This is a genomic window from Leifsonia sp. NPDC080035 (assembly GCF_040050925.1).
Classification (GTDB): domain Bacteria; phylum Actinomycetota; class Actinomycetes; order Actinomycetales; family Microbacteriaceae; genus Leifsonia.
The window spans coordinates 1,940,857-1,965,326 of record NZ_CP157390.1 but is presented as its reverse complement, the minus strand read 5'-3'; the positions used below and the strand labels follow the sequence as shown (position 1 = coordinate 1,965,326).

Genomic DNA, 24,470 nt, shown 5'->3' with positions numbered 1-24,470 from the left:
GATCCTTCACAGGAGAGGCTGACGGGGGGAGGTGGTGCTCGGTGCGTGCGGCGCCCAGGAGGCCGGGTCGATGCGGCCGCCGTACAGCGGGAGCGGGATCTCCGCGTCGCCGGGGCGGAACTGCGACCACATCCTGTTGACACCGGCGGTGCCGTGCTCGCGGACGCGGGCGACGTGGTCGAGGTCGATGGACGTGCTGAGGACGGTCTCCTCGTCGCCGGGGGATTCGGCCAGCACCGCGCCCTCCGGGTCGACGACGAGCGAGCGGCCACGGCCGACGGGGCCGCCGGTGTTGACACTCACGGTGAAGACCTGGTTGGCGATGGAGTTGGCGCGCGCGAGCACCACCTCCTGCTCGCGGTCCGGGGTCGTGGTCTTGACCACGTTGACGATCGCCTCCGCGCCCATCCAGGCCAGGTGCCTGCTGACCTCGGGAAACCAGGCGTCGTAGCAGATGTCCAGGCCGATGGTGCTGCCGTCGAGGTCGAATACGACGAAGCGGTCGCCGGGGACGTACGGCTCGAACGGCCGCCAGGGGAAGATCTTGCGGTAGCTCGCCGCGACGCTGCCATCCGGCGCGATGGCGAGCGCGGTGTTGAACAGCTCGCCCGCCGGTCCGCGCTCGCAGACGCTGCCGGGCACCAGCCAGACTCCGGACTCCCTGGCGATGGCGCCGAGGTCGCGGACGAGGTCGCCGTCGAGCGGCACAGCGGAGGCGAGCAGCGCGTCCGTGCGCTCGGCCTCGGGCAGGTGGTCTGCCCCGAACAGGTGCAGTTCGGGGTGGACGACGAGTCGGGCGCCGTCGGCGGCGTGCCGGGCGACGGCGTCCGCGTATGGTGCGAGGTCCGCGCCGATCGGCTGCGGGCCGGCCTGGACGGCGGCGACGGTGAGCGTGCCCGGCATGGTCTGGGACCTCCATTGGTCGGTGGATGAAGACAGCTGATGAAGACTGGGAAACAAAATAGATCATTATGATCGGATTTGTCCAGCCCGGTGGTCATCCCTAAGCTGGAGCCCATGACCGGCGACACCCCGGGCCCCCGTACGCACGCCGCCGTGCCGGCCCTCACCGGCCCCGCCGTCGCGGGGATCACGCGGCTGTCCGCGGTCGACACGGTGCGCGCCCGCATCGCACTGGCCGTGGAGCTGCGCTTGCTCGCCCCCGGAGAGCAGCTGCCGTCGGACGCCGACGTCGCGGCCGCCCTCGACGTCAGCGAGATCACCGCGCGCCGGGCCGTGAAGTCGCTCGCCGAGGAGGGACTGCTGCGCCGGGTGCGCGGCCGGTCCGGCGGAACCTTCGTCGCGGACGAGGCCCCGGCCGCCGCGCGCGGGGCCGTGCAGACCTACCGCGCCGACGCCGAGGCCGTGCATCGGCTCATCGACCAACGGCTGCTCGCCGAGACCAGCCTGACGCACTTCGCCGCGGTCGCCGCAGGCGGGGGCGCTGGCGCCGGCGTCGCCGCGGGCGCGGCGGCCTCGGTCCTCGACGACATCGACACGGCCGTCGCCGACGCGTCAGCTGCGCAGAACTGGACCGACTACCACGCGGCCGACGAGCGCTTCCACCTCGCAGTCGCGCGCGCCGCCGGCCGCCCGGGACTGCTCGGCGTCTACGAGGAGACCCTGCGCCGACTCTACCAGTATTTCATCCCGTACCCCATCGCCTACCTGCACGAGGTCAACGAGGAGCACGCGGCGCTCGCGGCCGCGATCCGCGCCGGCGACCCCGAGACGGCGGTGGCGATCGCCGAGAGGCACGTCGCGGTGCTGCACGAGACGATGTTCGTCGGCCTGCAGCAGGACGCCGACGCCTAGCCCCGCAGCTGCGCGGCGATGCGGCCGGGCACCGTCTCGTCCTGCAGCGACGTCGTGTCGCCCAGCGGGCGGCCGTCGAACAGGTCGACCAGCAGCCTGCGCACGATCTTGCCGGACCGCGTCTTCGGCGCTCCTCCGGGCGATGACGGACCGGCAGCCGGAGGCGCGACCCACCGCGGCGGAGCTGACGCCGGTGTTCCGGGATGCGGTCCTGGCGTCCAGCCGCGCGGTCGCCTGAGCCGGGCCCGGCATCAGTCCCCCGGCCGGAGGGCGCGCACGACGGGCACTCCGATCGCCCAGGTGAGCAGTGCGGCTCCGGCGAACGCGATGCCGAGCACGGCGGATCCGGCCCACCCGACCGCGCTGTAGATGCCGGTCGTCGCGGCCGCACCGACCGCGGAACCGAGCGAGTAGAAGACCATGTAGCCGCCGATCGCGGTGGAGATCCGGCCGGGACGGAGCTCCGTCAGGATGTGCTGATTGCTGACATGGACGGCCTGAACGGCGAAATCGAGCACGATCACCCCCAGGACCGGCAGCAGCAGCGTCCACCGGAGTTGCCCGAGCAGCACCCACGAGACCATCAGGGCCGCTAGAGCGATACCCGTTACCGCGTTCCCACGTCCCGCGTCGGCCCATCGACCCGCCCGCCCGGCCGCCAGCGCGCCCGCGAGGGCCGCGAGCCCGAACAGACCGACCTGGGTCTCCGAGAGCCGCCAGGGCGCAGCCGAGAGGGGCAGCGCGATCCCGCTCCACAGGGTCCCGAACGACGCGAACAGGAAGAACGCGATGACCCCGCGACTCAGGAAGACCGGATCGGCGAAGGAGCGGAGGCCGTCGCGCAGCAGGTCTTGGTATCGCCCCGCAGACGATCGGACGTCCACGGGAAGCAGGATCCGTGAGGCGATCGCCAGGACCACGGCGAGAGCGGCGAGGACGAGGTAGACGCTGCGCCATCCCCACAACTCCGTCAACGCTCCCGCGAGCAGGCGCGAGCCGAGGATGCCGACCACGATCCCCGACGTCACGAATCCCAGCCTCCGGCCGCGCTCCTGCGGCTGGGCGACGGCAGCGGCATAGGCGACGGTGGTCTGGACGGCGACCGCGAACAGCCCTGCGGTCGCGAGGCCCGCGAACGCCATCGGGGCTTCCGGCGCCGTCGCGACCGCGCCGAGACCGACGGCCACGACGATCAGGTGCACGGTGATGAGCCGCCTCCGGTCGAGCAGATCGCCGAGAGGGACCAGGAAGACGAGGCCGACCAGATAGCCGAACTGGCCCACCGAGACGAGCCAGCCGTACGCGTCGGGTGCGATTCCCAGATCGCGGCCTGCTTCGCCGAGGATCGGCTGCGCCGCGTAGACGGCGGACACCGCGACAGCACAGACGGCGGCCAGCAGCACGTACAGTCCTCGAACCACGATCTCTCCATTCGGTTGCAAATTGCTACCGACAACGTATGGCAGAATAGTTTCAGATCGCAACTCTTGAGGAGAGCCATGCCGGCGACGAACGAAGGCGGACACTGGACCGACGCGGAGTGCCCCGTCGCGCGATCGGTCGACCTGCTCGGTGATCGCTGGAGCCTGCTGATCGTCCGGGATGCGATGGACGGCGCGCGCAGCTTCACCGACTTCCAGCAGCGCACCGGAATCGCCCGCAACATCCTTGCCGAGCGGCTGCGCAGGCTCGCCGCGCACGGCGTGATCGAGCGGATCGACAGTCCGCACGGCAAGCGCAAGGTCTACCGGCTCACCGAGGCCGGGCACGAGCTCTTCCCGGTCATCCTCGCGTTCCGCCAATGGGGGGAACGCCACACGTTCGCCCCCGGCGAGGCTCACTCGACGCTCGTCGACGACACCGGCGCGCTCGTTCCTCGCGCGATCCCGCTCGGGCCTGACGGCACGCCCCTCACCAGCCGGAACACCCGGGTCGTGCACCTTCCCCGCAGCGGCGGGGACGCGGACGCCTAGCCCCGCAGCAGCGCGGCGATGCGGCCGGGGACCGTCTCGTCCTGCAGCGACGTCGTGTCGCCGAGCGGGCGGCCGTCGAACAGGTCGACCAGCAGCCTGCGCATGATCTTGCCGGACCGCGTCTTCGGCAGGTCGTCAACGACGACGATGTGACGGGGCTTCGCGATGGCGCCGATCGCCGTCGCGACCTGGTCCCGCAGCGCCGCCTCCGACGGCGCGGAGCCCGCCGGGATGACGAACGCCGCCACCGCCTGACCGGTCGTCCCGTCCGCGACCCCGACGACCGCCGCCTCCGCCACGGCCGGATGCGCGACCAGCGCAGACTCGATCTCGATCGTGGAGAGCCGGTGCCCCGAGACGTTGATCACGTCGTCCAGCCGGCCGAGCAGCCAGAGGTAGCCGTCCTCGTCCACCGCCGCGCCGTCGCCCGCGAGGAAGTAGCCGCGGTCCGCGTAGGCACGCCAATACGAGTCGCGATAGCGCTCGGGGTCGCCCCACACCGTGCGGGACATCGCCGGCCAGGTGCCGTCGATGACGATGGAGCCGCCGGAGCCACGCGGCACATCCTCACCGCGCTCGTCCACGACCCGCACCGTCACGCCGGGCACCGCGAGAGTGGCCGACCCGGGCTTCAGCGGCGTGACGCCGGGCAGCGGCGCGACGATCGCAGCGCCCGACTCCGACTGCCACCAGGTGTCCACCACCGGAGCGGTGCCGGCTCCGAGCTGCTCGCGGAACCACACCCAGACCTCCGGGTTGATCGCCTCGCCGACGGTCCCGAGCAGCCGGATGCTGGAGAGATCCCAGCCGTCGATTCCCTCCGGGAACCAGGACATGAACGTGCGGATCAGCGTCGGGGCGGTGTAGTAGGTGGTGACCCCGTAGCGCTCGATGATCTCGAAGTGCCTGCCGGGATGCGGCGTGTTCGGCGTCCCCTCGTAGATCACCGAGGTGGCGCCGTTCGACAGCGGTCCGTAGAGCACGTACGTGTGCGCGGTCACCCAGGCGAGGTCGGCGGTGCACCAGTACACGTCGTCGTCCTTGGCGTCGAACAGTGCCCAGTGGCTCCACGACGCCTGCGTGAGGTAGCCGCCGGTGGTGTGCACGACGCCCTTCGGGCGGCCGGTGGTGCCCGAGGTGTAAATGATGAACAGCGGCGTCTCGGCGTCGAACGCCTCCGCGACGTGGGTCTCGGACGCGGTCTCCACCGTCTCGTGCCACCACAGGTCGCGGCCGGCGGTCCACGGGATGTCCGGCGTCAGCTCGCCCGTCCGCCGCACCACCAGCACGTGCTCGATCGCGTTGTCGCCCGCGACGGCGGCGTCCGCGTTCGCCTTGACCGGGACGGCCGCCCCACGGCGGAACTGGCCGTCGGAGGTGACCAGCAGTTTCGCACCGGTGTCCTCCACGCGGAACCGCAGCGCCTCGGCGGAGAACCCGCCGAAGACGAGCGAGTGGATGGCGCCCACGCGCGCGATCGCCAGGGTGATGACCACGGTCTCCGGGATGACCGGCAGGTAGACGACGACCCGGTCGCCCTTCCCGACGCCGAGCGCCGTGAGGGCGTTCGCCGCCTGCGCCACGCGACGCTGCAGCTCCCGGTAGGTGATGGTCTCGGTGTCGCCGGGCTCGCCGACGAAGTGCAGCGCGACGCGGTCACCGTTCCCCGCATCCACGTGCCGGTCGACGCAGTTGACGGCGGCGTTCAGGCGACCGCCCGCGAACCACTCGGCCCTCGGGACGCTCAGCTCGCCGTCCTTGCCGGGCCGCGCGGGCTCCCAGGTGTGCGCGGTGTGCCAGCGCTCGTCCCAGTGCAGGCGCTCGGCCTGGCTCTCCCAGAACGCGACCGGGTCGCCGGCCGCCTCGGCGAAGACCTCCTCGCGCACGTTCGCGCGAGCGGCGAACGCTTCCGGCGGCGGGAACAGCCGGGACTCGCGGCCGAGGGTGTCGATGGGCGTGCTCACCTCTCGACGGTAACGGCGCCCCGCCGGGAGGGGCCGGTCCCGCTGAAACGAACCGTAACGGGCCGTCGGGGCGGAGCCCCGCCGGTGCCTCAGAGCGCGTCCGGAAGCGCGATGTGAACACCGGTAAGACGTCCGTTCTCGACGAGGAAACCGCGTCCGGGAGGATGGTCGGCGCGCACGGCGTGAGCGAAGGACACGGTGAAGAGGCTCGGGACGTCGTTCGCATCGGGTTGGAGGGCCAGCGCCCAGCGGGCTCCGCGCAACGGGCCGGCGAGCTCCCACACCGCGCCCAGAGTGGCGTTCTCGCCTTCGACGATGGTCGTGTGGTCGCTGCGACGGAGGAGCTTCAGGAGGGCGGCGAGCGCGTGCTCGTCGCCGGAGCCGTCGAAGCCGCCGATGTCCTCGACCACGACGATCCCCCGCTTTCCGGCGGACGGGAAGCCGGCGGGGTCCGGATCGGCGGGGTCCGGATCGGCGTCCGCGGCCGGCGGGTCGCCGGGCGCCGTGCCGACGGGCTCGAAGGCGGGCACCGGAAGAGCCGTCGCGGGCGCGGAGGTCGTTCCACCGAGGGCGCGGACGAGCCGGCCGATGGTGGTGCCGCGGGCGTCGGCGGTGTCGGCGACCTCGCTCCAGATCGGCAGGTCGCGCAGCACCGACGGACGAGGCGCGATCAGAATGGCGTCGATCGGTCGTCCCTCCGGACGTTCCCCCAGAGCTTCGAGGAGGGAGCGGATCGCGGTGGTGCGTCCGGAGCCGGCCGGTCCGGTCACGAGCAGCAGACCGTCCTCCGGCGCCGTGACCGGTGCGAGAGCGACGGTGTCGATGGCGAACGGCGCCGGAGCGTGCCTGGTCGGCACGAGGGCCGATCGGGGCAGGGCGGCGGGGACGGCGGGGACAGCCGGGGGCGAAGGGATCCCGCGTGCTCGCTGCGTCGCGGCGAGCGCGGCGAGCGCCGCGTCGGTGTCGGCGGGGTCGGCACCTTCACCGGGGACGGCGACCTGGATCTCCTGGCCGCTGCCGATGCGCAGCGCCCTGCCGGGGCCGGCGTCTCTGAGCGCGTCCCCTGCGATCCCGAGGTACTGGTAGTCGCTGTCGGCGGTCAGGCGCAGGGCGAGGCGTTCGGGGATGCTGGCGGAGAGGGCAGTGGTGAGGGCTCCCGTCCGTTCGGCGCTGACGAGAAGGTGGACACCGGCGTTGCGCCCGCCGGCGGCGATCTCGACGAGGTCGGCGAACGGGTCGGCCCCACGCCCGCGATGCTCGTAGGCGTCGCGGAAGGCGGCCAGCCCGTCCACCAGGAGCAGCACGGGCGGCACCTCTTCGCGCGCCCCCGCCCGCTCGGCGATCAGGTTCCTGATCATCCCGACGAGCCGGACGACGCGGTCGCGGTCGTCCCCCGGGACGATGTCGCCGGTGCTCGGCAGGACGCTGAGCGCGACCAGATGCCCGCCTGCGGCATCGATGCCGTAGACCTGCGTGCGCGCGTCCGCGGCCACCGCCGCTGCCGTCATGGTCAGGAGCGAGGTGGTCTTGCCGCTTCCCGGGGCGCCGAAGACGGCGGCGTTCCCGACCTCGGGGAGCCGGATGACATAGGGCGATCGCCGTTGCCGGTGCGGTTCATCCACCAGGCCCACGACGATCCCGGGCGGGCGCTCGGTCGGCGCCGAGGCGGCCAGCACCGGCGAAGCAAGCGGCAGCACCGCGGGCAGCTGGTCCACCCACGGTCGTCTGGGCGCTCTCGTGCCCGCAGCCGCGGCGGCGCGGCGGATGTTTCGGGCGACGACTTCGATGTCGCGCGGTCCCTTCCGCCGGCTCCCCGAGCCCCGGTCGGACTCGGGACGCACGGGCCAGGGAGGCTGCTCGCCGAACCCGAGGTCCCTGACCTCCACGGATTCCCGGTGCTCGGAATCGGATCGACCGCCGACATACCCGGCCTGCACGTGGGTCAGACGTCCGGCGCCGACCTTGATCGCGGCACGCCCGGGGACCTCCGGAGCGAAGTGGGCGGCGTCCGGCACGCCGATCACATCGGCGCTGTCCGCTTCGTCGGCCATCCGCAACGCGACCCGCAGATTCGTGTTGGCCCGCAGGTTGTCCGTGATCACGCCGGCCGGGCGCTGGGTGGCCATGACCAGGTGGAGCCCGAGCGACCGGCCGCGCTGGCCGACATCGATCACCCCGTCCACGAACTCCGGGATCTCGCTGACGAGAGCCGCGAACTCGTCGATGACGATCACGAGCGACGGAGGAGTGTCCGGGTCGCCGCGTCGCTCCAGCGTGACGACGTCTTTTGCGCCCTTCTCCGCCAGCAGCTCTTCCCGATAGCGGAGCTCGGCGCGCAGCGACGTGAGTGCGCGGCGCACCAGATGCGCGTTGAGGTCGGTGACCAGGCCGACGGTGTGCGGAAGGCCGACGCAGTCGGCGAAAGCCGCGCCGCCCTTGTAGTCAACGAGCAGGAAGGTCAGCCGGTCGGGCGAGATGGTCGCCGCGAGCGAGAGGATCCAGGTCTGCAAGAATTCCGACTTGCCGGATCCCGTCGTGCCGCCGACGAGCGCATGCGGGCCGTGGGTCCCCAGATCGATCCGCACCGGTCCGTCACCGCCCTGACCGACGACCGCCGCCAGGCGCGTCGGCTCGCGCTCGACGCCGGCCACCCACTCGGAGACGAGACTGCCGCTGCGCCGCCACGAGTTCAGGATGGTCTCGCTGGAGCCGACGATGTCGCCCGGCACAAGCCGGGCGAGGGCGACGCTTCGCGGCAGATCGCTCTCGTCGAGGATCCGTGCCCCCGCGTCGATGACGGGAGCGAGTTGTCGCGCGAACGTCATCGTCGCGGGCAGGTCGATGGCCTCCACGGACGAAAGAGCGGCGAGCTCACCCTGCCGGACGAGGTGGACGCGCCCTCCGTCAGGATCCGCCTCGACCACCGTCCGGCACGCCGCCGGAACCCCCGCCAGTTCGGACGCGACCCAGATCACGTGCACTCCCGCGTCCGCACCGTCCTCCGCCAGCCCGACCAAGCGGGCGAGATCGGTGATCGCGCCCGCCAGCACCAGGACGACGACCGCCGGGACGTGCGGGCGAGCATCGGCCGGTGCGAGGCGTTCCGCAGCCGCCGAGGCATCGCCCGTCATCCGGGACCGCACCGCGCCGCCGCGCGCTGCGGCGCCGCGCTGGGCGAGGAGACCCTCCAGAGCCGTCAGCAGCATGCTCGCGCTGCGCTCGTCCGCGGCGAGGTGTGGCGCGGCGATCGGACTGTAGGCCGAGTCGACGTGCGGCAGCCACTTCAGCCAGGACCAGTCGCCCGTGGCCTGCTCGGGGAGCGCGAACGCCGTGAGCACGAGGTCGGCGGGCGAGTGCAGCGCCAGGAGCTGGACCAGGACGGCGCGAGCGGCGGCGTCGGCCCAGAACCGCTCGCCCGCGATCCCGAGGGAGCCGCAGCGATCCAGGCGCTCCAGCAGCGGAACGCCGGGGACGCGGCGGAACCGCTCGTGCAATCGCGTGAGCTGCTGCCACTGCTCGGCGGGGATGTTCCCCCGCTCCGGCAGCTGCACGGCCTTGCGGCTCTCCAGGGTCGCGACGCCCAGCCGCAGCTCGAGGAACGCGCGATGCTCAGGACGGCGCGACCAGAGCCGCAGAGCCCCCGAGGCCGGAAGCGCGGCCAGCGCAGCGGCCGACGGGGTCTCCTCCTCGCGAGCCGCCCGCTCCCCGGCGAGATTGGCCTGCAGCTCATCCTCGGCTGCGGCGAGCCCGTCCTCGAACTCCTGCAGCCGTGCCCGCGTCGTCTTGCGCCTGGTCAGCCGGTTGTCCAACCACGAGCCGACCATGATCAGCGGGGAGAGGCCGACGAAGAGCAGGCTCAGCAGCGACTTCGTGGTCAGGTACAGAACCGCCCCCATCAGCAGCGGCGCCACCATCGCGATCAGCGGGAACCGAGCCGGCTCCTGTGCCTCGGGCGGGCCGGGCAGCACCAACGGCTCGGGGGCGAAGACGCGGTCGACACGGGGGGACTGAAGATAGCGTCCGACGCCCGGCGTCCGCGGTTCCGCCCCCGGCGGCAGCCCGACGTCGATGCGAACCCGGACCGGCCCGAAAGCGACCACCTCTGCCCTGGTCACCCGGATCAGCTGCTGCTGGTGCTCGCTACCGTCCGCACGGACGATCGCCGTCCCGTTCGCCGACGCGAGGTCCTCAATCAGCAGCGCGTCGCCGACGCGCCGCAGCACGGCGTGCCGGCGGGACACCTCCGGATCATGCAGCTCGATCCGGTTTCCGCGATCGCGCCCCACCACCGTCTCCGCGCCGACGAGCAGGAATTGCACGCCCGCCTGCAGACCGGTGAGCACCGTGACGGTACCGACCGCCCGCTTGACTCGCTGACCCGGACCAGGGGACGCCTCCGACACGGGCTCGACCTCCGCGCCGGCGATCAGTCCGGACTCAGCGGCCGCATCGCCGGCGTCGAGGATCAGTGCACTGCCGTCCGGATACCGCACCCGAAGCGTCAGCGGCGCGAACCTCTCGACGGCCGACGGCAGCAACCGTGGGTCCCCGGCGCCGCCGCGAACGAGCGTCCGGGCGACTTCTCCGACCGTGGAGGTGGCATCGAAGGTGAGTGTCGCATCGCGGGCCTGAGCCCGGGCGCCGACGTACGCGATCACCGATACCCGCACTTTCATCCGATCCTCCCCTCGGTGCGCGCAACGGCAGAAGTATCCACAGCTGAAAAATGTGAGCTGTCGGTATCTGAAATTCATATTATGGTCGTCGAATACACATTCCGAAAGAAGGGTGCCGTTCGATGTCGAATATCAAAGTCAGCTACGCGGAGATCGAGACCGCTGCCTCCCAGCTCGGGGCGGGTCGCGAGGAGATCACGACCAAACTGCAGAGCATGCAGGCCCAGATCGGCAACCTCGTCACGTCGGGGTTCGTCACCGATCAGGCGTCCGGGAAGTTCAATGAGGCGTACAGCAGGTACACCACCAGCGCGAACACCCTCATCGCCCAGCTGAACGACATTCAGCAGTTCCTCACCGGCACAGCGAACGCGATGCGCGACCTCGACGCGCAGATCGCTGCGCGGATCAACTGACGACGCGGGCTGTTCGGCGCGGACATGAAGGTCGACTATGCCGGGTTGCGGGGTGCCGCGTCGGGCCTGCTCTCTGCGGCGTCTGCCGTGAGCGGGGAGCAGGGCGTTCCATCGGTGTTGCTCTCGGGTGCGTCGGGCCCGAACGGAGCGCACGCCGACGGCAGCGGGGACCGCAGGCAGGTGCTGACGCGGCTGGCCACGGTGCTGCGCGCTGAGGGTCGTGCGTGCGCGGACGTGGTCACGCTGTTCCAGGCGCTGGATGCCCAGGTCGCATCGCGGACAGCGCTGGGGTGAGGGGTGGTGGGTGTGACGGCGGGTGAGCGGGCCCTGGCCGGCAGCGCGGACACCGTGCGCGGGCTGGGGGCGGGTCTGTCCTCGCGGACGGTGGGCGCGGATGTGTACCTGCATCTGGCCAAGGCGGTGACCGGGCTCGGGTCGTCGTCGGGCAGCGCGGTGTCCGTCCAGCGGCTTGCGACGAGGATGCAGGCGTCGTCGGCGCCCGCGAACGTGGTGCAGGCGGCCGACGCGGCGTGGGGGAAGGCGCTGTCGAAGTACGGCCAGCAGATGGAGGACCTGAAGCGCCGCGCACAGCGGGCGAGAGACGAGCTCGCCGGTGTGGACGACGAGCTGGCGAAGGCGCGGGCGAAGCTGGACGGCTTCGACGGGTTGGATGCGCCGGGCGAACCGTCCGTCCGGCGCGCGCTGGTACAGGCCGTCGCCGGCGTCGAGGAGCGTCGTGCCCACCTTCTGCAGCGGCTGAAGGCGCTGGATGAGGAGCGCACGGGCGCGGACTCCGCCGCCGCGGCGGCGATCGCATCCTCGCGCGCCAGGTACCTGGCGGCTCGCGCCGCGTTCCCGGAACCACCGTCGGTCTCGGAGGGGGTCACGGTCGCAGCGCCGCTGCCGAACGGGGCGACGCAGGACGTCTCGGCGCTGTCCTTGGCGAAGCTGAAGGACCCGGGGAAGATCCGGGCGGTATGGGACCGGCTGACAACGGCCCAGCAGCAAGCGCTGATCACGGACTTCCCGCTGCTGATCGGGAACCTGGAAGGCATCCCGCTGCGGGACCGGAACACTGCAAATGTGATCTCGGCCCGCGAGTACCGGGCCGAGGTCGAGAGCCAGATCATCGCGTTCACCCTCTATCAGGACACGCCGGGCGCCGCCGGGCTCTTCGACGACACGATCGCAGAGCTCCGGAAGGAGGTCACGAGCCTGGACGCGATCCTCGGCGACCGCAACGACAAGCACCGCGGCGAGGCGGACTTCGGCGAGTACGTGGTCTACGACGAGAACGGCCGCCGTGTCGTTCAGAAGGGGACGACTCTGGTGGCTTTCAACCCGCTATGGGACAGCATGGTCACGTTCCAGGGCATGCTCGACCCGGTCACCGGGGACATCCCCACCTGGATGACGAACGTGGCGATCTCGGTGCCGGGGACGGGCTCCAAGCTCGCCTCGCTCAGCGACGACCTCAACCGCACCAAGAGGCTGTTCGCCGCGTCCGGTCCGACCTCCGGATACTTCACCTGGCACGGCGCCTCGCTGCCGGACGCCGGCGGGGAGCACGCGCTGGAGGCGGCGATGCGGGGCTTCGCAGACGTGGGCGCACCGCGGCTGACCTCGTTCGCCAACAGTCTGCGGCTCCCGCGCACGACCGACCTGGTGCTGATCGCGCACAGCTACGGCGCGGCGATCCTCGGCGGCGCCGAGCGGCTCGGACTGCGCGCCGACCGGGTCGTGTATGTCGCGCCCGCCGGATTCGGCCACACCGCCAGCGGGCTGGAGGACTTCCCGAACACGAAGGACAAGCCGCACTTCGCCGTCCAAGCCCGCAACGACTTCATCGGAGCCACCCAGGGGCTGTCCGGGTTCGGCCTCGGGCACGGGACGACCAACGTGCTGAACGCACCCGGGGTCGTGCGGCTGGAGACCGGCTACCTGCGCGACGGCGACCCGGCATCGGGCACGATCGAGAGCACCGGCTGGATCGAAGCGCACAGCGCCGTCTTCACCCCCGACAGCACCGCGTTCCTGAACATCGTCGGGGTGGTCACCGGCGAGTCGGTGTCGCTCTACCATCCGGACAGCAAAAGGGTCGGCCCGCACGGAATCCCCATCGATGAGCCCGGCACGGGCGTGAAGAAGCCCGCCGAACGGATTTCCCCGCTCGATCTCTCGGAGGTGCGGGGATGAATCGACGGCGCCTTGGGTTCGGCCTGGTCCTGGTGGGTCTGGTCTGCACGCTCTCCGGGTGCGGGCTCAGCCCGGAACAGGAGGCGAGACAGGTGGCCAACCAGCAAGCACAACTCGCGGCGCTCATCGTTCGCGCCGACGGGTGGGGAGCCGAAATCCTCGCCCAGGTTCCCGAAGGAGAAATCGAAACCGTGACGAAGAACATCGGCGGCGTCTCCATTGCCAGCGATTACTACGAGGAATGGCCCAAGTACTACTACTGGATGCAGTTAATAGACCTCCGCCCAGACGGCCCGCGCACCCCCACCCAGGTCGCCGATGACCTGGAACCCTGGCTGCACAGCCACGGCTGGAAACGGTACAAAGAGCACGAACGTCCACCTGCCAAGGACCGCTTCAAGCACTACTACGTGCGCGAGGGCTACCTCCTCGGAGTCGAGGCCTATACGGTCCCGCCACCGCGCGCACAAACCATCGGCTTCACGATCCTCACACCGGAAACCGACCCCGACAAACCCGCGCCGCCCACACCCACCCCCGACCTCTGAGCCGCGCGGTCCACATGCGTGAGTGCTGCCCGTGTCGGCGGCGCGGTGGGAGCATGAACGCATGGACCCCGTCGCAGCGCTGAACGAGATCGCCTTCTGGCTGGAGCGGGAGCTCGCACCCTCCTTCAAGGTGCAGGCCTTCCGCAAGGCCGCCGCCATCATCGCGCCGCTCGACGCGGACGAGGTGGCCGCCCGCGCCGCCGACGGCCGGCTGAAGCGCACCAAGGGCATCGGCGACCGCACCTTCCAGGTGATCTCGCAGGCGGTCGACGGCCGGGTGCCCGACTACCTGGCCGACCTGCGCGAGCGCAACGCCGAGCCGCTGGATAAGGGAGGCGCCGAGCTGCGGGCGCAGCTGCGCGGCGACCTGCACAGCCACACCGAATGGTCGGACGGCACGACGCCGATCGAGACGATGGCCGCCGCGGCGGCGACGCTCGGCCGCGAGTACCAGGCGATCACCGACCACTCCCCCAACCTCACGGTCGCGAGCGGGCTCTCCGCCGAACGCCTCGCCGAGCAGCTGGACGTCATCGCCGGACTCGACACCGGCCCGGTGACCCTGCTCACGGGCATCGAGGTGGACATCCTCGAGGACGGCACGCTCGACCAGACGCCGGAGCTCCTTAGCCGGCTTGACGTGGTGGTGGCGAGCATCCACTCCAAGCTGCGCTCGGACAGCCGCACGATGACGGCCAGGATGCTCGGCGGCATCCGCGACCCGCACACCAACGTGCTCGGGCACTGCACGGGACGCCTCGTCACCGGGTCGCGCGGCACCCGGCCGCCGAGCGAGTTCGACGCGGAGGCGATCTTCGCCGCGTGCGCCGAGAACGACGTGGCGGTCGAGATCAACTCGCGACCGGAGCGGCAGGACCCGCCCGACGACCTGATCCGGCTCGCCCTGGACGCGGGCTGCCTGTTCTCGATCGACACCGACGCGCACGCGCCTGGCCAGCTCGACTTCCTGGCCTACGGAGCCGCGCGGGCCGCCGCGAACGGCGTTCCGCCGGAGCGGATCGTCACGACCTGGCCGCTGCCGCGGCTGCGGAAGTGGCTCGCGAAGGGTTGAGGGCCCCAACTTCCGGATACGGAGGTCAAAGCGCCGATTCGACACTCATTCCGGCGTGAATCTTTCGAATCTGCTATGTAATCCGTTGCGTTCGATTCGGATTTCGCACTTCGAGGGGCTTAGTATGACTCGTCCCCGACTAGAGCGAAGGAGCTCGCGTGTCCCCCACCCCCGCACCAACGTCACTGCGACGGTCCCTCGGCCTGTGGGCGATCGTCGGCCTCGGCCTCGGCTACATGACGCCCATGACCGTGTTCGACACGTTCGGCATCGTCACGGGAGAGACGAACGGCGTCGTCCCGGCCGCCTACCTCGTCGCGCTCGTCGCCATGGTGTTCACCGCGGTGAGCTACGGGCGCATGACCCGGGTGTTCCCGTCCGCCGGATCCGCGTACACGTACGCGTCGGAGACCATCCACCCGAACGTCGGCTTCCTGGTCGGCTGGTCGTCGCTGCTCGACTACCTGCTGCTGCCCCTCGTGAACGCGCTGATCGTCCGGCTGTACCTGGAGTCGTTCTTCCCGCAGGTGCCGGGCTGGATCTGGGTGGTCGGCTACGTGGTCGTCATCACCGCCATGAACCTGTTCAGCATGTCATCGACCTCGCGCGTGAACGGCATCCTCGTCGTCTTCCAGATCGTGCTGATTGCGGTCTTCGTGGTCCTGACCTGGACGGCCCTGAACTCGGGGTCGGGCAACGGCACGCCGTTCAGCCTGCAGCCGCTCTACCACTCCGGTGTGCACCTCGGCGCCGTGATCGGCGGCGCGACCGTCGTCTGCTTCTCGTTCATCGGGTTCGACGCGATCACCATGTACACCGAGGAGGCCAAGGACGCCCGCACGGTGCCGAGGGCCATCGTGCTCGCGCTCATGATCGGCGGCGCGATCTTCTTCATCGCGGCCTGGTTCGCGCAGTCGCGGTTCCCGAGCATGGCCGGCTTCCACTTCACCGACGACACCCTGCCCGAGATCGCGCTGAAGACCGGCGGACTGCTCTTCCAGATCCTGTTCATCTCGGCCGCCGTCGCGGCGGCGGTGGCGTCGAGCCTCGCATCGCACGCGAGCGTCTCGCGCATGATCTACGTGATGGCGCGCAACGGAAACGGCCGCGTCTCCCGCTTCCTTTCGTTCATCCACCCGCGGTTCCGCACGCCGGCGACGGCTGTGCTCCTGGTGGGGGCGGTGTCGCTGCTGGCGGCCGCGTTCACACTCGAGTTCGTCTCGTCGATGATCAACTTCGGCGCCCTCATCGCGTTCACGGTGGTGAACGCGACGGTCATCATCCACTTCGCGCTGCGTCGGCGCGAGGTCCGCGGTGCGTCGCAGATCATCCGGAACATCGTGCTCCCGGCGATCGGGATGCTGCTCACCGGCGTGCTCTGGGCGAACCTGCACCTGGATGCGCTAACCTACGGCATCATCTGGCTGACGATCGGCATCATCACGCTGCTCGTGCTGACCCGAGCCTTCCGGCGCCCGCTGCGCGCCCGCCTCGACGAGGACGGCGACGCGGCCATCATCACGCGAGAGGGCGCGCCCTCCGAGGCGCGGTAGCCGCCCGCGGGCTCGCCGCCCTCAGACGTTGACCCTGCCGAGGGGCACGTTGTTGTCACTTGCGGGCACGAAAAGTGACAACGACGTGCCCTTCGGCGCCGCACTCGGGGGGGGCGGATGCGGTCAGTCGCCCCAGGCGGAGGCCGGGGCCTGCACGACCTCGACGGGGCGGGTGCTCCAGTGGGCGCCGTTGGCGTAGTGGCTGGACGCCCACGGGGATGCCCAGATCGCGGCGGCCGTGGCGTTCGCGTCGGTCCCCGCCTGGAGGCCGGCGACGATGCCCGGATACCCGCGCTGCAGGTTCTCCGCGCAGTACTTCGCCGCCGTCACGAGGTCCGGGTAGCTGCCGAGGCCGGCGCCGCCGCCGGAGCCGTAGCCGTTGTTGAGAGGATTGTTACGGTTCCACCAGTCCGGCGGGCCGTTCTCCTGGCGCATCCAGCGCATCATGACGGCCACGTTCTCCTCGGTCTGCGGCCAGCCGCCGAAGATCAGGACGAGCTTCGCCCATGACTCGTTGGTGCCGACCCTGGCGAGGCTGGTGATGCTGTCGGTCGCCCCGAGCGTCTCCCGGTTCACCACGGGAGCGGCGAGCGTGGCATCCGTGAACAGGTGCTGGTCCTGCGGCCTCTCGCCCGGCGCCAGCGTGGTGTCCGGCGCGGTCACGAGGGATGCGGCGAGCGCCGAATCGGTCGGGACGATCGAGAACCCGCACACGAGCGCGATCACAGCGAGCGCGACGCCCATCCGCTGGTGGAGCGGCATCCTCAGCACCACGACGGGTACGGCCGCGCGACGGCCCGCCGAGCGGCGGCCGTGAGCACGGGGGGTGGTGGATGCCGACTGCATACCCGACCGAGGGTACCAAAGCCGTGCTCAAATGGAACCGGGAGGGATGCCATGACAGAAGCCACGCCCGCACCGACCGCGCCCCGCCGCTTCCGGGACGGACCGCACCTGCCGGCCCTCGTCGTCACGCTCATCGTGTCCGTGATCGCGGCACTCTTCGCCGGGGCGTACGCGTGGGCGATGGGCGACCCGCAGCCGCACGACGTGCCGATCGGGCTGGTGTCGGACTCCCGGCCCGCGGCCGACTTCGCCTCCGACCTCCAGGCGAGGACCGGCACGACGTTCGTCGTGCACCGCTACGAGACCGAGTCGGACGCGGAGGCGGCCATCCGCGAGCAGATCGTCTACGGCGCCCTCGTGGAGCAACCGGACGGCACGGCGCGGCTCTACGTGTCGAGCGCGTCCGGCGCCTCCGTCGCGCGGCTGCTGCAGTCGGACGCCCCACGGCTCGCCGAGTCGATCGCCCGGCCGGTGACCGTCATCGACGCGCATCCCCTCGCGCCGAAGGACCCGAACGGCCTCGTCCTGTTCTACATGTCGCTCGCGGCCGTCATCATCGGCTTCGTCGGCGCCATCCAGACCCGGGTGAACGCGGCGAAGCTGACCCTGGCCGGCGAGCTGTTCTGGGATGTCGTGCGCTCGGTCCTGGGCGGCTTCGCGATCGCGTTCACGGTCGGTCCGCTACTCGGCATCCTCCCGCTCCCGTTCCTCCCGGTGTGGGGCGTGCTCGCGCTCACGATGCTGATCGCGGGTGCGACCTACAGCTTCTGGCGAGTCCTGATCGGCGCGCGCTGGGCGATGCTGCCGACGTGGATCGTGTTCGTCCTCATCAGCAACCCGTCCTCCGGCGGGGCGGTCGCGCCCGAACTGCTGCCGCCGTTCTACCAGTTCATGGGCCGCTGGCTGCCGACGGGCGCGACCGTCCGCGCCGTGCGCGACCTCACCTACTTCCCGGACGACCTGCACGCCGAGCCGTACATCGTGCTCGCGGTGTGGCTGGTCGCCTCGCTCGGGCTGTTCATCGCGGTGCGGCTGTTCCGCTACGGCCCGGGCGCTCCCGGCGAGATCCTGCACACCTGGCGCAGCATCGCCAGGAGGGACGATCAGGCGGCGGGCGTCGCCTCCGGAGCCACCGCCTCCTGAGCCCGGGTCCGCCGAGTGCTCATCAGCACGACGCAGACGACGATCCCGGCGAACAGCACGAGGCTGACCGGCCCGGTCCCGAGATCGAGGCCGCCGCGTGCGTGCGAGACCGCGAGCCAGTCCGACAGGGAGGCGCCGAACGGCCGGGTGAGCACGTACGAGGTCCAGAACGCCGCCGTGGCGCCGAGCCCCCACCACCGGTAGGCGATGCCGGGCACCGCGAAGAGCACCCCGAAGAGGATGCCGGAGGCGAGGTAGCCGAGCCCGAAGGTCGTCGCGGTCAGGTCGCCGACCGCCGTGCCGAGCGCGAAGGTGGCCAGCACCGCGCACCAGTAGAACAGCTCCCGCGGCCTGCTGTCGATCCTGTGCACCGACAGCGTCCGCTGCGTCGCGTACCAGAGCGCGAAGACGGCGGCGAGCACGACCGCGAACCCGATGGTCGAGACCAGGTACGGGACGCCGAGCTCCACGTGCAGCACGTCGGCGACCATCGTCCCGAACACCGCGACCATGAGCACCGCCAGCCAGTACACCCAGGGGATGTACCGCCGCACGGCGAACTGCAGCACGATCGCGCAGGCGAACACGACGAACGCCGCGATCACCGCGAGCACCGGGTCGACGTTCTTCACCAGCCAGTCGGAGGTCGTCTCGCCCATCGCGGTGGTGAGCAGCTTGGCGACCCAGAACAGCGCCGTGACAGCGGGGACCTTATTGCGCAGCATCCCGCAAGGATGCGCCGTCCGCTCCCAGAAACCTCTGAGACGGCATCGTCGCATCCTTAGCGGCTTCTTGGAGCGCCCCGCGCAGAGTGGAGGCCGAGAGAAGGAGACCCCCGTGACCGCCACCACCGCGTCCAGCAGGCGCGCCGCGCTGCCCGCGCGCTCCATCCTCGTGCCGTTCTGCATCATCCTGGCGGTCGTGCTCGCGGGGCTCGTCATCCGCGCGACGCCGGCGATCGGAACGTGGGACCTCGCTGTCATCCGCGCGATCGAGAGCGCGCGCACCCCGTTCCTCGACGCCGTCGCCCTCGCCGACGGCGTCCTGTTCTCCCCGGTCGCGGCCCTCGTGATCGTGGGCGCGATCAGCGCCGGACTGTGGCTGCGCCGCGGTCCCGGCGCCGCCATCCCCTTCGCGGCGCTCGGGCTCCTCCCCTGGCTCGGCTCGAGCGTCGTGAAGGACATCGTGCAACGGCCGAGGCCGCTCTCGGCCGGCCTCCCGCACCACCTCCTCACGGACACCGGCTACAGCTTCCCGAGCGGCCACACCAGCCTCGCGGTCGCGCTCGGCCTCGCCCTGCTGCTCACGTTCGGCGCGGGCCGGTTGCGCACGCCGCTGATCGTCTTCGCGGTCGCCGCTCCGCTCGTCACCGCGTTCTCACGGGTGTACCTCGGCGTGCACAACCCGACCGACGTGCTGGCGAGTCTTGTCTACGCGACGGCGGCCGTGCTGCTGGTGGATGCGCTGCTCCGGCTGGTCCGGCGCTGGTGGTCGTCGCGCGCGGTAGGTTGAGCAGCATGGCGGCGGATCGACTGCGGGTGCTCCTGGTGGAGGACGACCCGCGCCTCGGTCCGCTCATCGAGCAGGTGCTCGCCGAGGTCTACGACGTGACGCGCGTGACCGATGGCGACAGCGGGCTGGCGGCCGGGCTCACCGGCGGGTTCGATGCGCTCGTCGTCGACCGGCGCCTTCCCGGCCTCGACGGCGCGACGCTGGTGTCGACGCTGCGCGAGAAGCGGGTGGTGACGCCGATCATCATGCTCACCGCGCTCGGCGGTCTGCGCGACCGGGTGGAGGGGCTGGATGCCGGGGCCGACGACTACCTGGTGAAACCGTTCGAGTTCGACGAGCTGCTCGCCCGGCTGCGCGCGATGACGCGCACGTTCACCGGCGAGGGCGCCGAGCTTCCGGTCGGCGACTGGCGCTTCTACCCGGAGAGCCGGTGCATCTACTCGCCGTACGAGGGGCGCATCCAACTGACCGTCCGCGAGTCCGCGCTGCTGCGGCTGCTCGCGGAGAGCCCGCTGCGCACCTTCTCCCGCCGGCAGATCCTGGATGCGGTGTTCGAGGCGGACGAGCAGCCGGGCACCGTGGACACGTACGTGCATTACCTGCGCCGCAAGACCGACCCCGACCTGGTGACGACGGTGCGGGGCGAGGGCTACCGGCTGGGGCAGCCGTGAGCCGCCGCGCGCGGACGGACGACGCCGACTCCCGGGAGGTGCGCCGCGCATCCCGCATGGTCGGCCTGCAGATCACGATCGCGTCCGGTGCGCTCGTGGTCGTGGCGCTCGCGGTCGCGGTGCTCTACGTGCTCGACCAGCTGCGGCCGGCCGAACTCAGCGAGCCGCCGAAGCCGGGCGAGCACAAGATCTATGTGGACATCACGGACGCGCTCATCGCGCTCGCGGTGGTGGGCGTGCTCGCCGTCGCCGTCGCCGGCGTGCTCAGCGTGGTGATCACGCAGAGGGCGGTGCGTCCGCTCGGCCGCGCGCTGCGCATCCAGCGCGACTTCGTGGCGGATGCGGGCCACGAGCTGCGCACGCCGCTCGCGGTGCTCGACGCCCGCCTGCAGGTGCTGCAGCGCGGCCTGCCACCGGGCGACCCGTCGGCGCCGACGGTGGCCGAACTGCGCGCGGACACCCGCACCCTCATCGAGGTGGTCGACGACCTGCTGCTGGCGGCCGACCCGGAGCGCGAGCCGGCGGCGGGGCCGTCGGCCCTCGCGCCGCCGGTGCGGCGCGCGGTGGACGCGATGCGGCTGCTGGCGCGCGACGCCGGCGTGACGGTGTCGCTGGAGGCGGACGACGATGCGGCCACCACGGTCCCGCCGGCCGGCGTCCAGCGCTGCGCGACGGCGCTGCTCGACAACGCGATCGCGCACTCGCCCGCCGGCTCGACGGTGGCCGTGACCGTGCGGAGGGACGGGCGCGACGCCGTCCTGACGGTCGCCGATCGGGGGCCGGGAATCCAGGGCATCGATCCCGCGCGGATCTTCGACCGGTTCGCGCGCGCGACCGAGCAGCCGGGCGGCCGCACCAGGGCGAGCTTCGGGATCGGCCTCTCGCTCGTGCGCGAGGTGGCCGTGCGCCACGGCGGGGATGTGCGGGTCGCGTCCACCGGACCGGACGGCACCGTGCTGGAGATGCGCATCCCCGCCGCGTGAACGACGAACGTCCCCGCCCGATACGTTCGTGCCCTGCTCGAGCAGGGCCGGTCGCACCGGACGGGGACGGTTACGTGTTCAGACGAGGTCGTTGAGGCGGGCGAGCAGTTCGCCGAGCCGCTCGACGTCGGGCGCGCCCCACTGGCGAAGGTTCCGGTAGAGCTGCGCCTGGTCGGCTGCGCGTGCCTCGTTGACCTTCTCGATCGCCGCCGGCGTGGCGACGAGGAAGCTGGCGCGGCGGTCGGAGGGGTCGGTCTGCCTGTCGACGAAACCGAGCTCCTCCAGGATGCGCACCTGGCGGCTCACGACGCTCTTGTCCGTCAGCAGCATCCCTGCCAGCGCGCCCGCGTGCACCGGACCGGTGCGCACCAGCGTGCTGAGCAGCTTGAACCCGACCGGCTGCAGGTCGGGATGCACGCGCGCGGCGCGGTCGCGCATCCCGGCGCTCACCCGGTTGAACAGGATGGTGAACTGCTCCTCGACCTCGGCGATCGCCTCGTCGGTCCGGGGGTCGACGGGGCGGGAGGCGAGGTCGCCCTGCGCCGCCCGTCCCGTCTCACTCATGGGCGCGATCATAGCCGGTCCGCTCAGCGGCCTTCCTGGGAAGGACGCTGTTCGGAGCGCTGCTCCGCACGGACCGCGGGAAGCGAGCCGGTCGGCGCGCCGATCATCGCCTCGGCGACCTCCACGACGGTCTCCTCGGCCTGCTCGGCCGGGGTCTCGTCGCGCATCCGCTCGATGGCCGTCTTGTTGCCGAGCTTGATGTTCGGCAGGAAGAGGATCGCGATGATCGTGATGATCGCCAGCGGCACCGCCACCAGGAAGATGTCCGCGACCGCCTGCCCGTAGACGGACTCGATGATCACGCGGACGCTCTCCGGCAGCTTGTTCGGCTCCGGGATGGAACCGCTCTGCAGCGACTTCGCGACCTCAGCGCCCTTGGCGCCGAGCTTCACGATGGCCGCCTGCAGGTCGGCCTGCTTGTCGGTCAGCAGGTCGACGACCTTGGTGCCGAGGATGCTGCCCATCACCGAGACGCCGACGGTGCCGCCGAGGCTGCGGAAGAACGCGACGTTCGAGCTGGCCGCGCCGAGCTGCTCCGGGCGCACCGTGTTCTGCACGATGAGCACGAGGTTCTGCATGACCATGCCGACGCCCGCGCCGAGGATGAACATGTACACCGAGACCACGACGTAGTTGGTGTCGTACTCGATGGTGCTCATCAGGTAGAGGCCGACGGTCAGCAGGATCGAGCCGACGACCATGTAGGCCTTCCACTTGCCGAACCGGCTGATCAGGTTACCGACGATCATGGACGACAGCAGCAGACCGAAGATCATCGGCAGCGTCAGCAGACCGGACTCGGTCGGCGTGGCGCCGCGAGCGAGCTGCATGTACTGGCCGAGGAACACCGAGGTGCCGAACATCGCGACACCGACCGAGATCGAGGCGATGACCGCCAGCGTGAAGGTGCGGTTCTTGAAGAGGCCGAGCGGGATGATCGGCTCCTTCACGACGAGCTCGGTGATCACACCGGCGACGAGCAGGGCAACCGAGCCACCGACCATCCAGATGGTCTGACCGCTCCACCAGTCGAAGTCCTTGCCCGCGAGCGAGACCCAGATGAGCAGCAGCGAGACGCCGGCGGCGATGAAGATCGCACCGAGGTAGTCGATGCGCACCTTCCGCTTGCGCTTCGGCAGCTTCAGGGTGATCTGGAGCAGGATGATCGCCAGGATCGCGATCGGGACGCCGACGTAGAAGTTCCAGCGCCAGCCGACGGAGTCGGTGAGCAGACCGCCGATCAGCGGGCCGCCGACGGTGCCGACGGCCATGATGCCGCCGAAGAGGCCCATGTAGCGGCCGCGCTCACGCGGGCTGATGATGTCGGCCATGATGATCTGGCTGAGGGCGGTGAGACCACCGGCGCCGAGGCCCTGGACGACACGGAAGCCGATGAGCATGTTGGTGTCCTGCGAGAAGCCGGCGAGCGCCGAGCCGAGCACGAACAGCACGAGCGCGAGCTGGATGAGCAGCTTGCGGTTGAGCAGGTCGGCGAGCTTGCCCCAGATGGGCGTGGACACGGTGGTGGCGAGCAGCGTGCTCGTGACGATCCAGGTGTAGGCGGTCTGGTCGCCGCCGAGGTCGTGGACGATGACCGGCATGGAGGTCGCCACGACCGTGCCCGCGAGGATCGAGACGAACATCCCGAGCAGCAGGCCGGAGAGCGACTCGAGCACCTGCCGGTGCGACATCGCGGGCGCTGCGTTCGCCTCCTCGGCCGCATGAGTTTCTGACATGTGTTTCCTTCGCACGTATTGGTTGACGATGAGCAACCATATATAATTAGGTGACCAAAATCAACTAACAAACTGCATTCACGCAAAATTTCCGATCATGCAAAACCTTCCGAATCCCCCCGCAGCGCCGCAGGGGCTCCGCGAGCGCAAGAAGGCGCAGACCCGTTCCGACCTCGAGCGGGCCGCCGTCGAGCTCGCTCTCGCCAACGAGCTCGACGACGTGACCATCGACGACATCTGCGCGCGCGTGCCGGTGTCGCACCGCACCTTCTTCAACTACTTCGACAGCAAGGAGGACGCGCTCTTCGGCTTCCGGCGCGCCTGGGGCGACCGCGAGCAGGTCGCCGCCCACCTGGCGGAGACCCACCGTGGCGACGTGGTCGCCACGGTCGTCGACGCGCTCTTCCTCGGGTTGCCCGCCGACAAGAGCGACCCCGACCTGCACGAGGCCAGGATGCTGATCGCCTCCCGCAACCCCGGGCTGATCCGGCGCCGGATGCGCCGGCTCGACGACCTCCGGACCGGGCTGGTCTCCGCGGTGGCGGAGCTCCTCGAACGGGAGGCGGCGGCCGAGGTGGACGCCGCGGTGGACGCGGCGGCGAGCGACGGCGGCGTCCCGTTCGAGGCGAAGGCCGAGCTCCTCGCCGTCACCTGCATCGGTGCCGTGCGCATCGCCGTGCGCGAGTGGGCGGAGGAGGGCGCGACCGGCAGCACCGCCGACGTGTCCGCCCGCGCCGTCGTCCTGGCCCGCTCCCTGAGCGGCTACCTCGCCCCTGTCCCGGTCGAGGCGGCGGCCGTGTAG

21 protein-coding genes are annotated in these 24,470 nt (G+C 70.9%); 13 read left to right on the top strand and 8 right to left on the bottom strand.

Features of this window, described 5'->3' with window-relative positions; translation table 11 throughout:
* Window positions 1–6 precede the first annotated feature (6 nt).
* Window positions 7–903, bottom strand: a complete 897-nt coding sequence (locus AAME72_RS09635) for a carbon-nitrogen hydrolase family protein (protein ID WP_348790025.1) — start codon at window positions 901–903, stop codon at window positions 7–9.
* Between the two features lie 114 nt (window positions 904–1,017).
* Between AAME72_RS09635 and AAME72_RS09630 the strand changes: the two genes are divergently transcribed.
* On the top strand, window positions 1,018–1,815 hold the full coding sequence (locus AAME72_RS09630; RefSeq protein WP_348790024.1) for an FCD domain-containing protein: 798 nt from the start codon (window positions 1,018–1,020) through the stop codon (window positions 1,813–1,815).
* A 251-nt stretch (window positions 1,816–2,066) separates the two neighbouring features.
* On the opposite strand, the gene AAME72_RS09625 is transcribed toward AAME72_RS09630, so the two are convergent.
* The gene (locus AAME72_RS09625; RefSeq protein ID WP_348790023.1) at window positions 2,067–3,236 is read right to left on the bottom strand and encodes an MFS transporter; all 1,170 of its coding nucleotides are present in this window, start codon (window positions 3,234–3,236) and stop codon (window positions 2,067–2,069) included.
* A 78-nt stretch (window positions 3,237–3,314) separates the two neighbouring features.
* On the opposite strand from AAME72_RS09625, the gene AAME72_RS09620 reads away from it, so the two are divergent.
* Window positions 3,315–3,788, top strand: a complete 474-nt coding sequence (locus tag AAME72_RS09620; RefSeq protein WP_348790022.1) for a helix-turn-helix domain-containing protein — start codon at window positions 3,315–3,317, stop codon at window positions 3,786–3,788.
* Here the strand turns inward: AAME72_RS09620 and acs are convergent.
* Window positions 3,785–5,752 (bottom strand): acetate--CoA ligase, encoded by a 1,968-nt coding sequence (gene acs, locus AAME72_RS09615; RefSeq protein WP_348790021.1) that lies wholly within the window; start codon window positions 5,750–5,752, stop codon window positions 3,785–3,787. The genes AAME72_RS09620 and acs overlap by 4 nt on opposite strands.
* 89 nt (window positions 5,753–5,841) lie before the next feature.
* Complete coding sequence (locus AAME72_RS09610) at window positions 5,842–10,428, bottom strand: FtsK/SpoIIIE domain-containing protein (protein WP_348790020.1); 4,587 nt, start codon at window positions 10,426–10,428, stop codon at window positions 5,842–5,844.
* A gap of 122 nt (window positions 10,429–10,550) precedes the next feature.
* Between AAME72_RS09610 and AAME72_RS09605 the strand changes: the two genes are divergently transcribed.
* The 6 genes from AAME72_RS09605 (at window position 10,551) to AAME72_RS09580 (ending at window position 16,213) form a co-directional block, all read left to right on the top strand.
* On the top strand, window positions 10,551–10,844 hold the full coding sequence (locus tag AAME72_RS09605) for a WXG100 family type VII secretion target (protein WP_348790019.1): 294 nt from the start codon (window positions 10,551–10,553) through the stop codon (window positions 10,842–10,844).
* A 24-nt stretch (window positions 10,845–10,868) separates the two neighbouring features.
* A complete protein-coding gene (locus AAME72_RS09600; protein WP_348790018.1) occupies window positions 10,869–11,138 on the top strand; it encodes a hypothetical protein in 270 nt (89 codons plus the stop codon).
* Between the two features lie 12 nt (window positions 11,139–11,150).
* Window positions 11,151–13,040, top strand: a complete 1,890-nt coding sequence (locus AAME72_RS09595) for a hypothetical protein (protein WP_348790017.1) — start codon at window positions 11,151–11,153, stop codon at window positions 13,038–13,040.
* Window positions 13,037–13,588, top strand: coding sequence for a hypothetical protein (locus AAME72_RS09590; protein ID WP_348790016.1), 552 nt, complete (start codon window positions 13,037–13,039; stop codon window positions 13,586–13,588). Before AAME72_RS09595 ends, AAME72_RS09590 begins: the two co-directional genes overlap by 4 nt.
* 61 nt (window positions 13,589–13,649) lie before the next feature.
* Window positions 13,650–14,660, top strand: a complete 1,011-nt coding sequence (locus AAME72_RS09585) for a PHP domain-containing protein (RefSeq protein WP_348790015.1) — start codon at window positions 13,650–13,652, stop codon at window positions 14,658–14,660.
* 158 nt (window positions 14,661–14,818) lie between these two features.
* The gene (locus AAME72_RS09580; protein WP_348790014.1) at window positions 14,819–16,213 is read left to right on the top strand and encodes an APC family permease; all 1,395 of its coding nucleotides are present in this window, start codon (window positions 14,819–14,821) and stop codon (window positions 16,211–16,213) included.
* A gap of 123 nt (window positions 16,214–16,336) precedes the next feature.
* Here AAME72_RS09580 and AAME72_RS09575 read toward each other — a convergent pair whose 3' ends face one another.
* Window positions 16,337–17,059, bottom strand: coding sequence for a hypothetical protein (locus AAME72_RS09575; protein WP_348790013.1), 723 nt, complete (start codon window positions 17,057–17,059; stop codon window positions 16,337–16,339).
* 51 nt (window positions 17,060–17,110) lie between these two features.
* Between AAME72_RS09575 and AAME72_RS09570 the strand changes: the two genes are divergently transcribed.
* Complete coding sequence (locus AAME72_RS09570) at window positions 17,111–18,202, top strand: ABC transporter permease (RefSeq protein ID WP_348790012.1); 1,092 nt, start codon at window positions 17,111–17,113, stop codon at window positions 18,200–18,202.
* Here the strand turns inward: AAME72_RS09570 and AAME72_RS09565 are convergent.
* Complete coding sequence (locus AAME72_RS09565; RefSeq protein ID WP_348790011.1) at window positions 18,163–18,927, bottom strand: hypothetical protein; 765 nt, start codon at window positions 18,925–18,927, stop codon at window positions 18,163–18,165. The two genes, AAME72_RS09570 and AAME72_RS09565, sit on opposite strands and share 40 nt — an antisense overlap.
* 112 nt (window positions 18,928–19,039) lie before the next feature.
* Here AAME72_RS09565 and AAME72_RS09560 point away from each other — a divergent pair, with 112 nt between their 5' ends.
* From AAME72_RS09560 to AAME72_RS09550, 3 genes are read left to right on the top strand one after another with little or no spacing between them, the layout of a single operon-like run.
* Window positions 19,040–19,714 (top strand): phosphatase PAP2 family protein, encoded by a 675-nt coding sequence (locus tag AAME72_RS09560; protein ID WP_348790010.1) that lies wholly within the window; start codon window positions 19,040–19,042, stop codon window positions 19,712–19,714.
* Between the two features lie 5 nt (window positions 19,715–19,719).
* Window positions 19,720–20,385 (top strand): response regulator transcription factor, encoded by a 666-nt coding sequence (locus tag AAME72_RS09555; protein ID WP_348790009.1) that lies wholly within the window; start codon window positions 19,720–19,722, stop codon window positions 20,383–20,385.
* Window positions 20,382–21,368: a HAMP domain-containing sensor histidine kinase gene (locus AAME72_RS09550; protein ID WP_348790008.1), complete on the top strand. Its 987-nt coding sequence runs from the start codon at window positions 20,382–20,384 to the stop codon at window positions 21,366–21,368. The genes AAME72_RS09555 and AAME72_RS09550 overlap by 4 nt, the downstream gene beginning before the upstream one ends.
* 78 nt (window positions 21,369–21,446) lie before the next feature.
* On the opposite strand, the gene AAME72_RS09545 is transcribed toward AAME72_RS09550, so the two are convergent.
* The gene (locus tag AAME72_RS09545) at window positions 21,447–21,932 is read right to left on the bottom strand and encodes a MarR family transcriptional regulator (RefSeq protein WP_348790007.1); all 486 of its coding nucleotides are present in this window, start codon (window positions 21,930–21,932) and stop codon (window positions 21,447–21,449) included.
* Window positions 21,933–21,955: 23 nt separating this feature from the next.
* Window positions 21,956–23,623 (bottom strand): MDR family MFS transporter, encoded by a 1,668-nt coding sequence (locus AAME72_RS09540; protein WP_348790110.1) that lies wholly within the window; start codon window positions 23,621–23,623, stop codon window positions 21,956–21,958.
* Window positions 23,624–23,765: 142 nt separating this feature from the next.
* On the opposite strand from AAME72_RS09540, the gene AAME72_RS09535 reads away from it, so the two are divergent.
* Window positions 23,766–24,470 (top strand): TetR/AcrR family transcriptional regulator, encoded by a 705-nt coding sequence (locus AAME72_RS09535; protein ID WP_348790006.1) that lies wholly within the window; start codon window positions 23,766–23,768, stop codon window positions 24,468–24,470.

Bases quoted from the DNA above. Each gene is read 5' to 3' on its own strand.
- AAME72_RS09635 (WP_348790025.1), bottom strand. From the start codon at position 903: ATGCCGGGCACGCTCACCGTCGCCGCCGTCCAGGCCGGCCCGCAGCCG.
- AAME72_RS09585 (WP_348790015.1), top strand. From the start codon at position 13,650: ATGGACCCCGTCGCAGCGCTGAACGAGATCGCCTTCTGGCTGGAGCGG.
- AAME72_RS09600 (WP_348790018.1), top strand. From the start codon at position 10,869: ATGAAGGTCGACTATGCCGGGTTGCGGGGTGCCGCGTCGGGCCTGCTC.
- AAME72_RS09610 (WP_348790020.1), bottom strand. From the start codon at position 10,428: ATGAAAGTGCGGGTATCGGTGATCGCGTACGTCGGCGCCCGGGCTCAG.
- AAME72_RS09605 (WP_348790019.1), top strand. From the start codon at position 10,551: ATGTCGAATATCAAAGTCAGCTACGCGGAGATCGAGACCGCTGCCTCC.
- AAME72_RS09630 (WP_348790024.1), top strand. From the start codon at position 1,018: ATGACCGGCGACACCCCGGGCCCCCGTACGCACGCCGCCGTGCCGGCC.
- AAME72_RS09590 (WP_348790016.1), top strand. From the start codon at position 13,037: ATGAATCGACGGCGCCTTGGGTTCGGCCTGGTCCTGGTGGGTCTGGTC.
- AAME72_RS09575 (WP_348790013.1), bottom strand. From the start codon at position 17,059: ATGCAGTCGGCATCCACCACCCCCCGTGCTCACGGCCGCCGCTCGGCG.
- AAME72_RS09555 (WP_348790009.1), top strand. From the start codon at position 19,720: ATGGCGGCGGATCGACTGCGGGTGCTCCTGGTGGAGGACGACCCGCGC.
- AAME72_RS09540 (WP_348790110.1), bottom strand. From the start codon at position 23,623: ATGTCGCACCGGCAGGTGCTCGAGTCGCTCTCCGGCCTGCTGCTCGGG.
- AAME72_RS09545 (WP_348790007.1), bottom strand. From the start codon at position 21,932: ATGAGTGAGACGGGACGGGCGGCGCAGGGCGACCTCGCCTCCCGCCCC.
- AAME72_RS09535 (WP_348790006.1), top strand. From the start codon at position 23,766: ATGCAAAACCTTCCGAATCCCCCCGCAGCGCCGCAGGGGCTCCGCGAG.
- AAME72_RS09565 (WP_348790011.1), bottom strand. From the start codon at position 18,927: ATGCTGCGCAATAAGGTCCCCGCTGTCACGGCGCTGTTCTGGGTCGCC.
- AAME72_RS09570 (WP_348790012.1), top strand. From the start codon at position 17,111: ATGACAGAAGCCACGCCCGCACCGACCGCGCCCCGCCGCTTCCGGGAC.
- AAME72_RS09620 (WP_348790022.1), top strand. From the start codon at position 3,315: ATGCCGGCGACGAACGAAGGCGGACACTGGACCGACGCGGAGTGCCCC.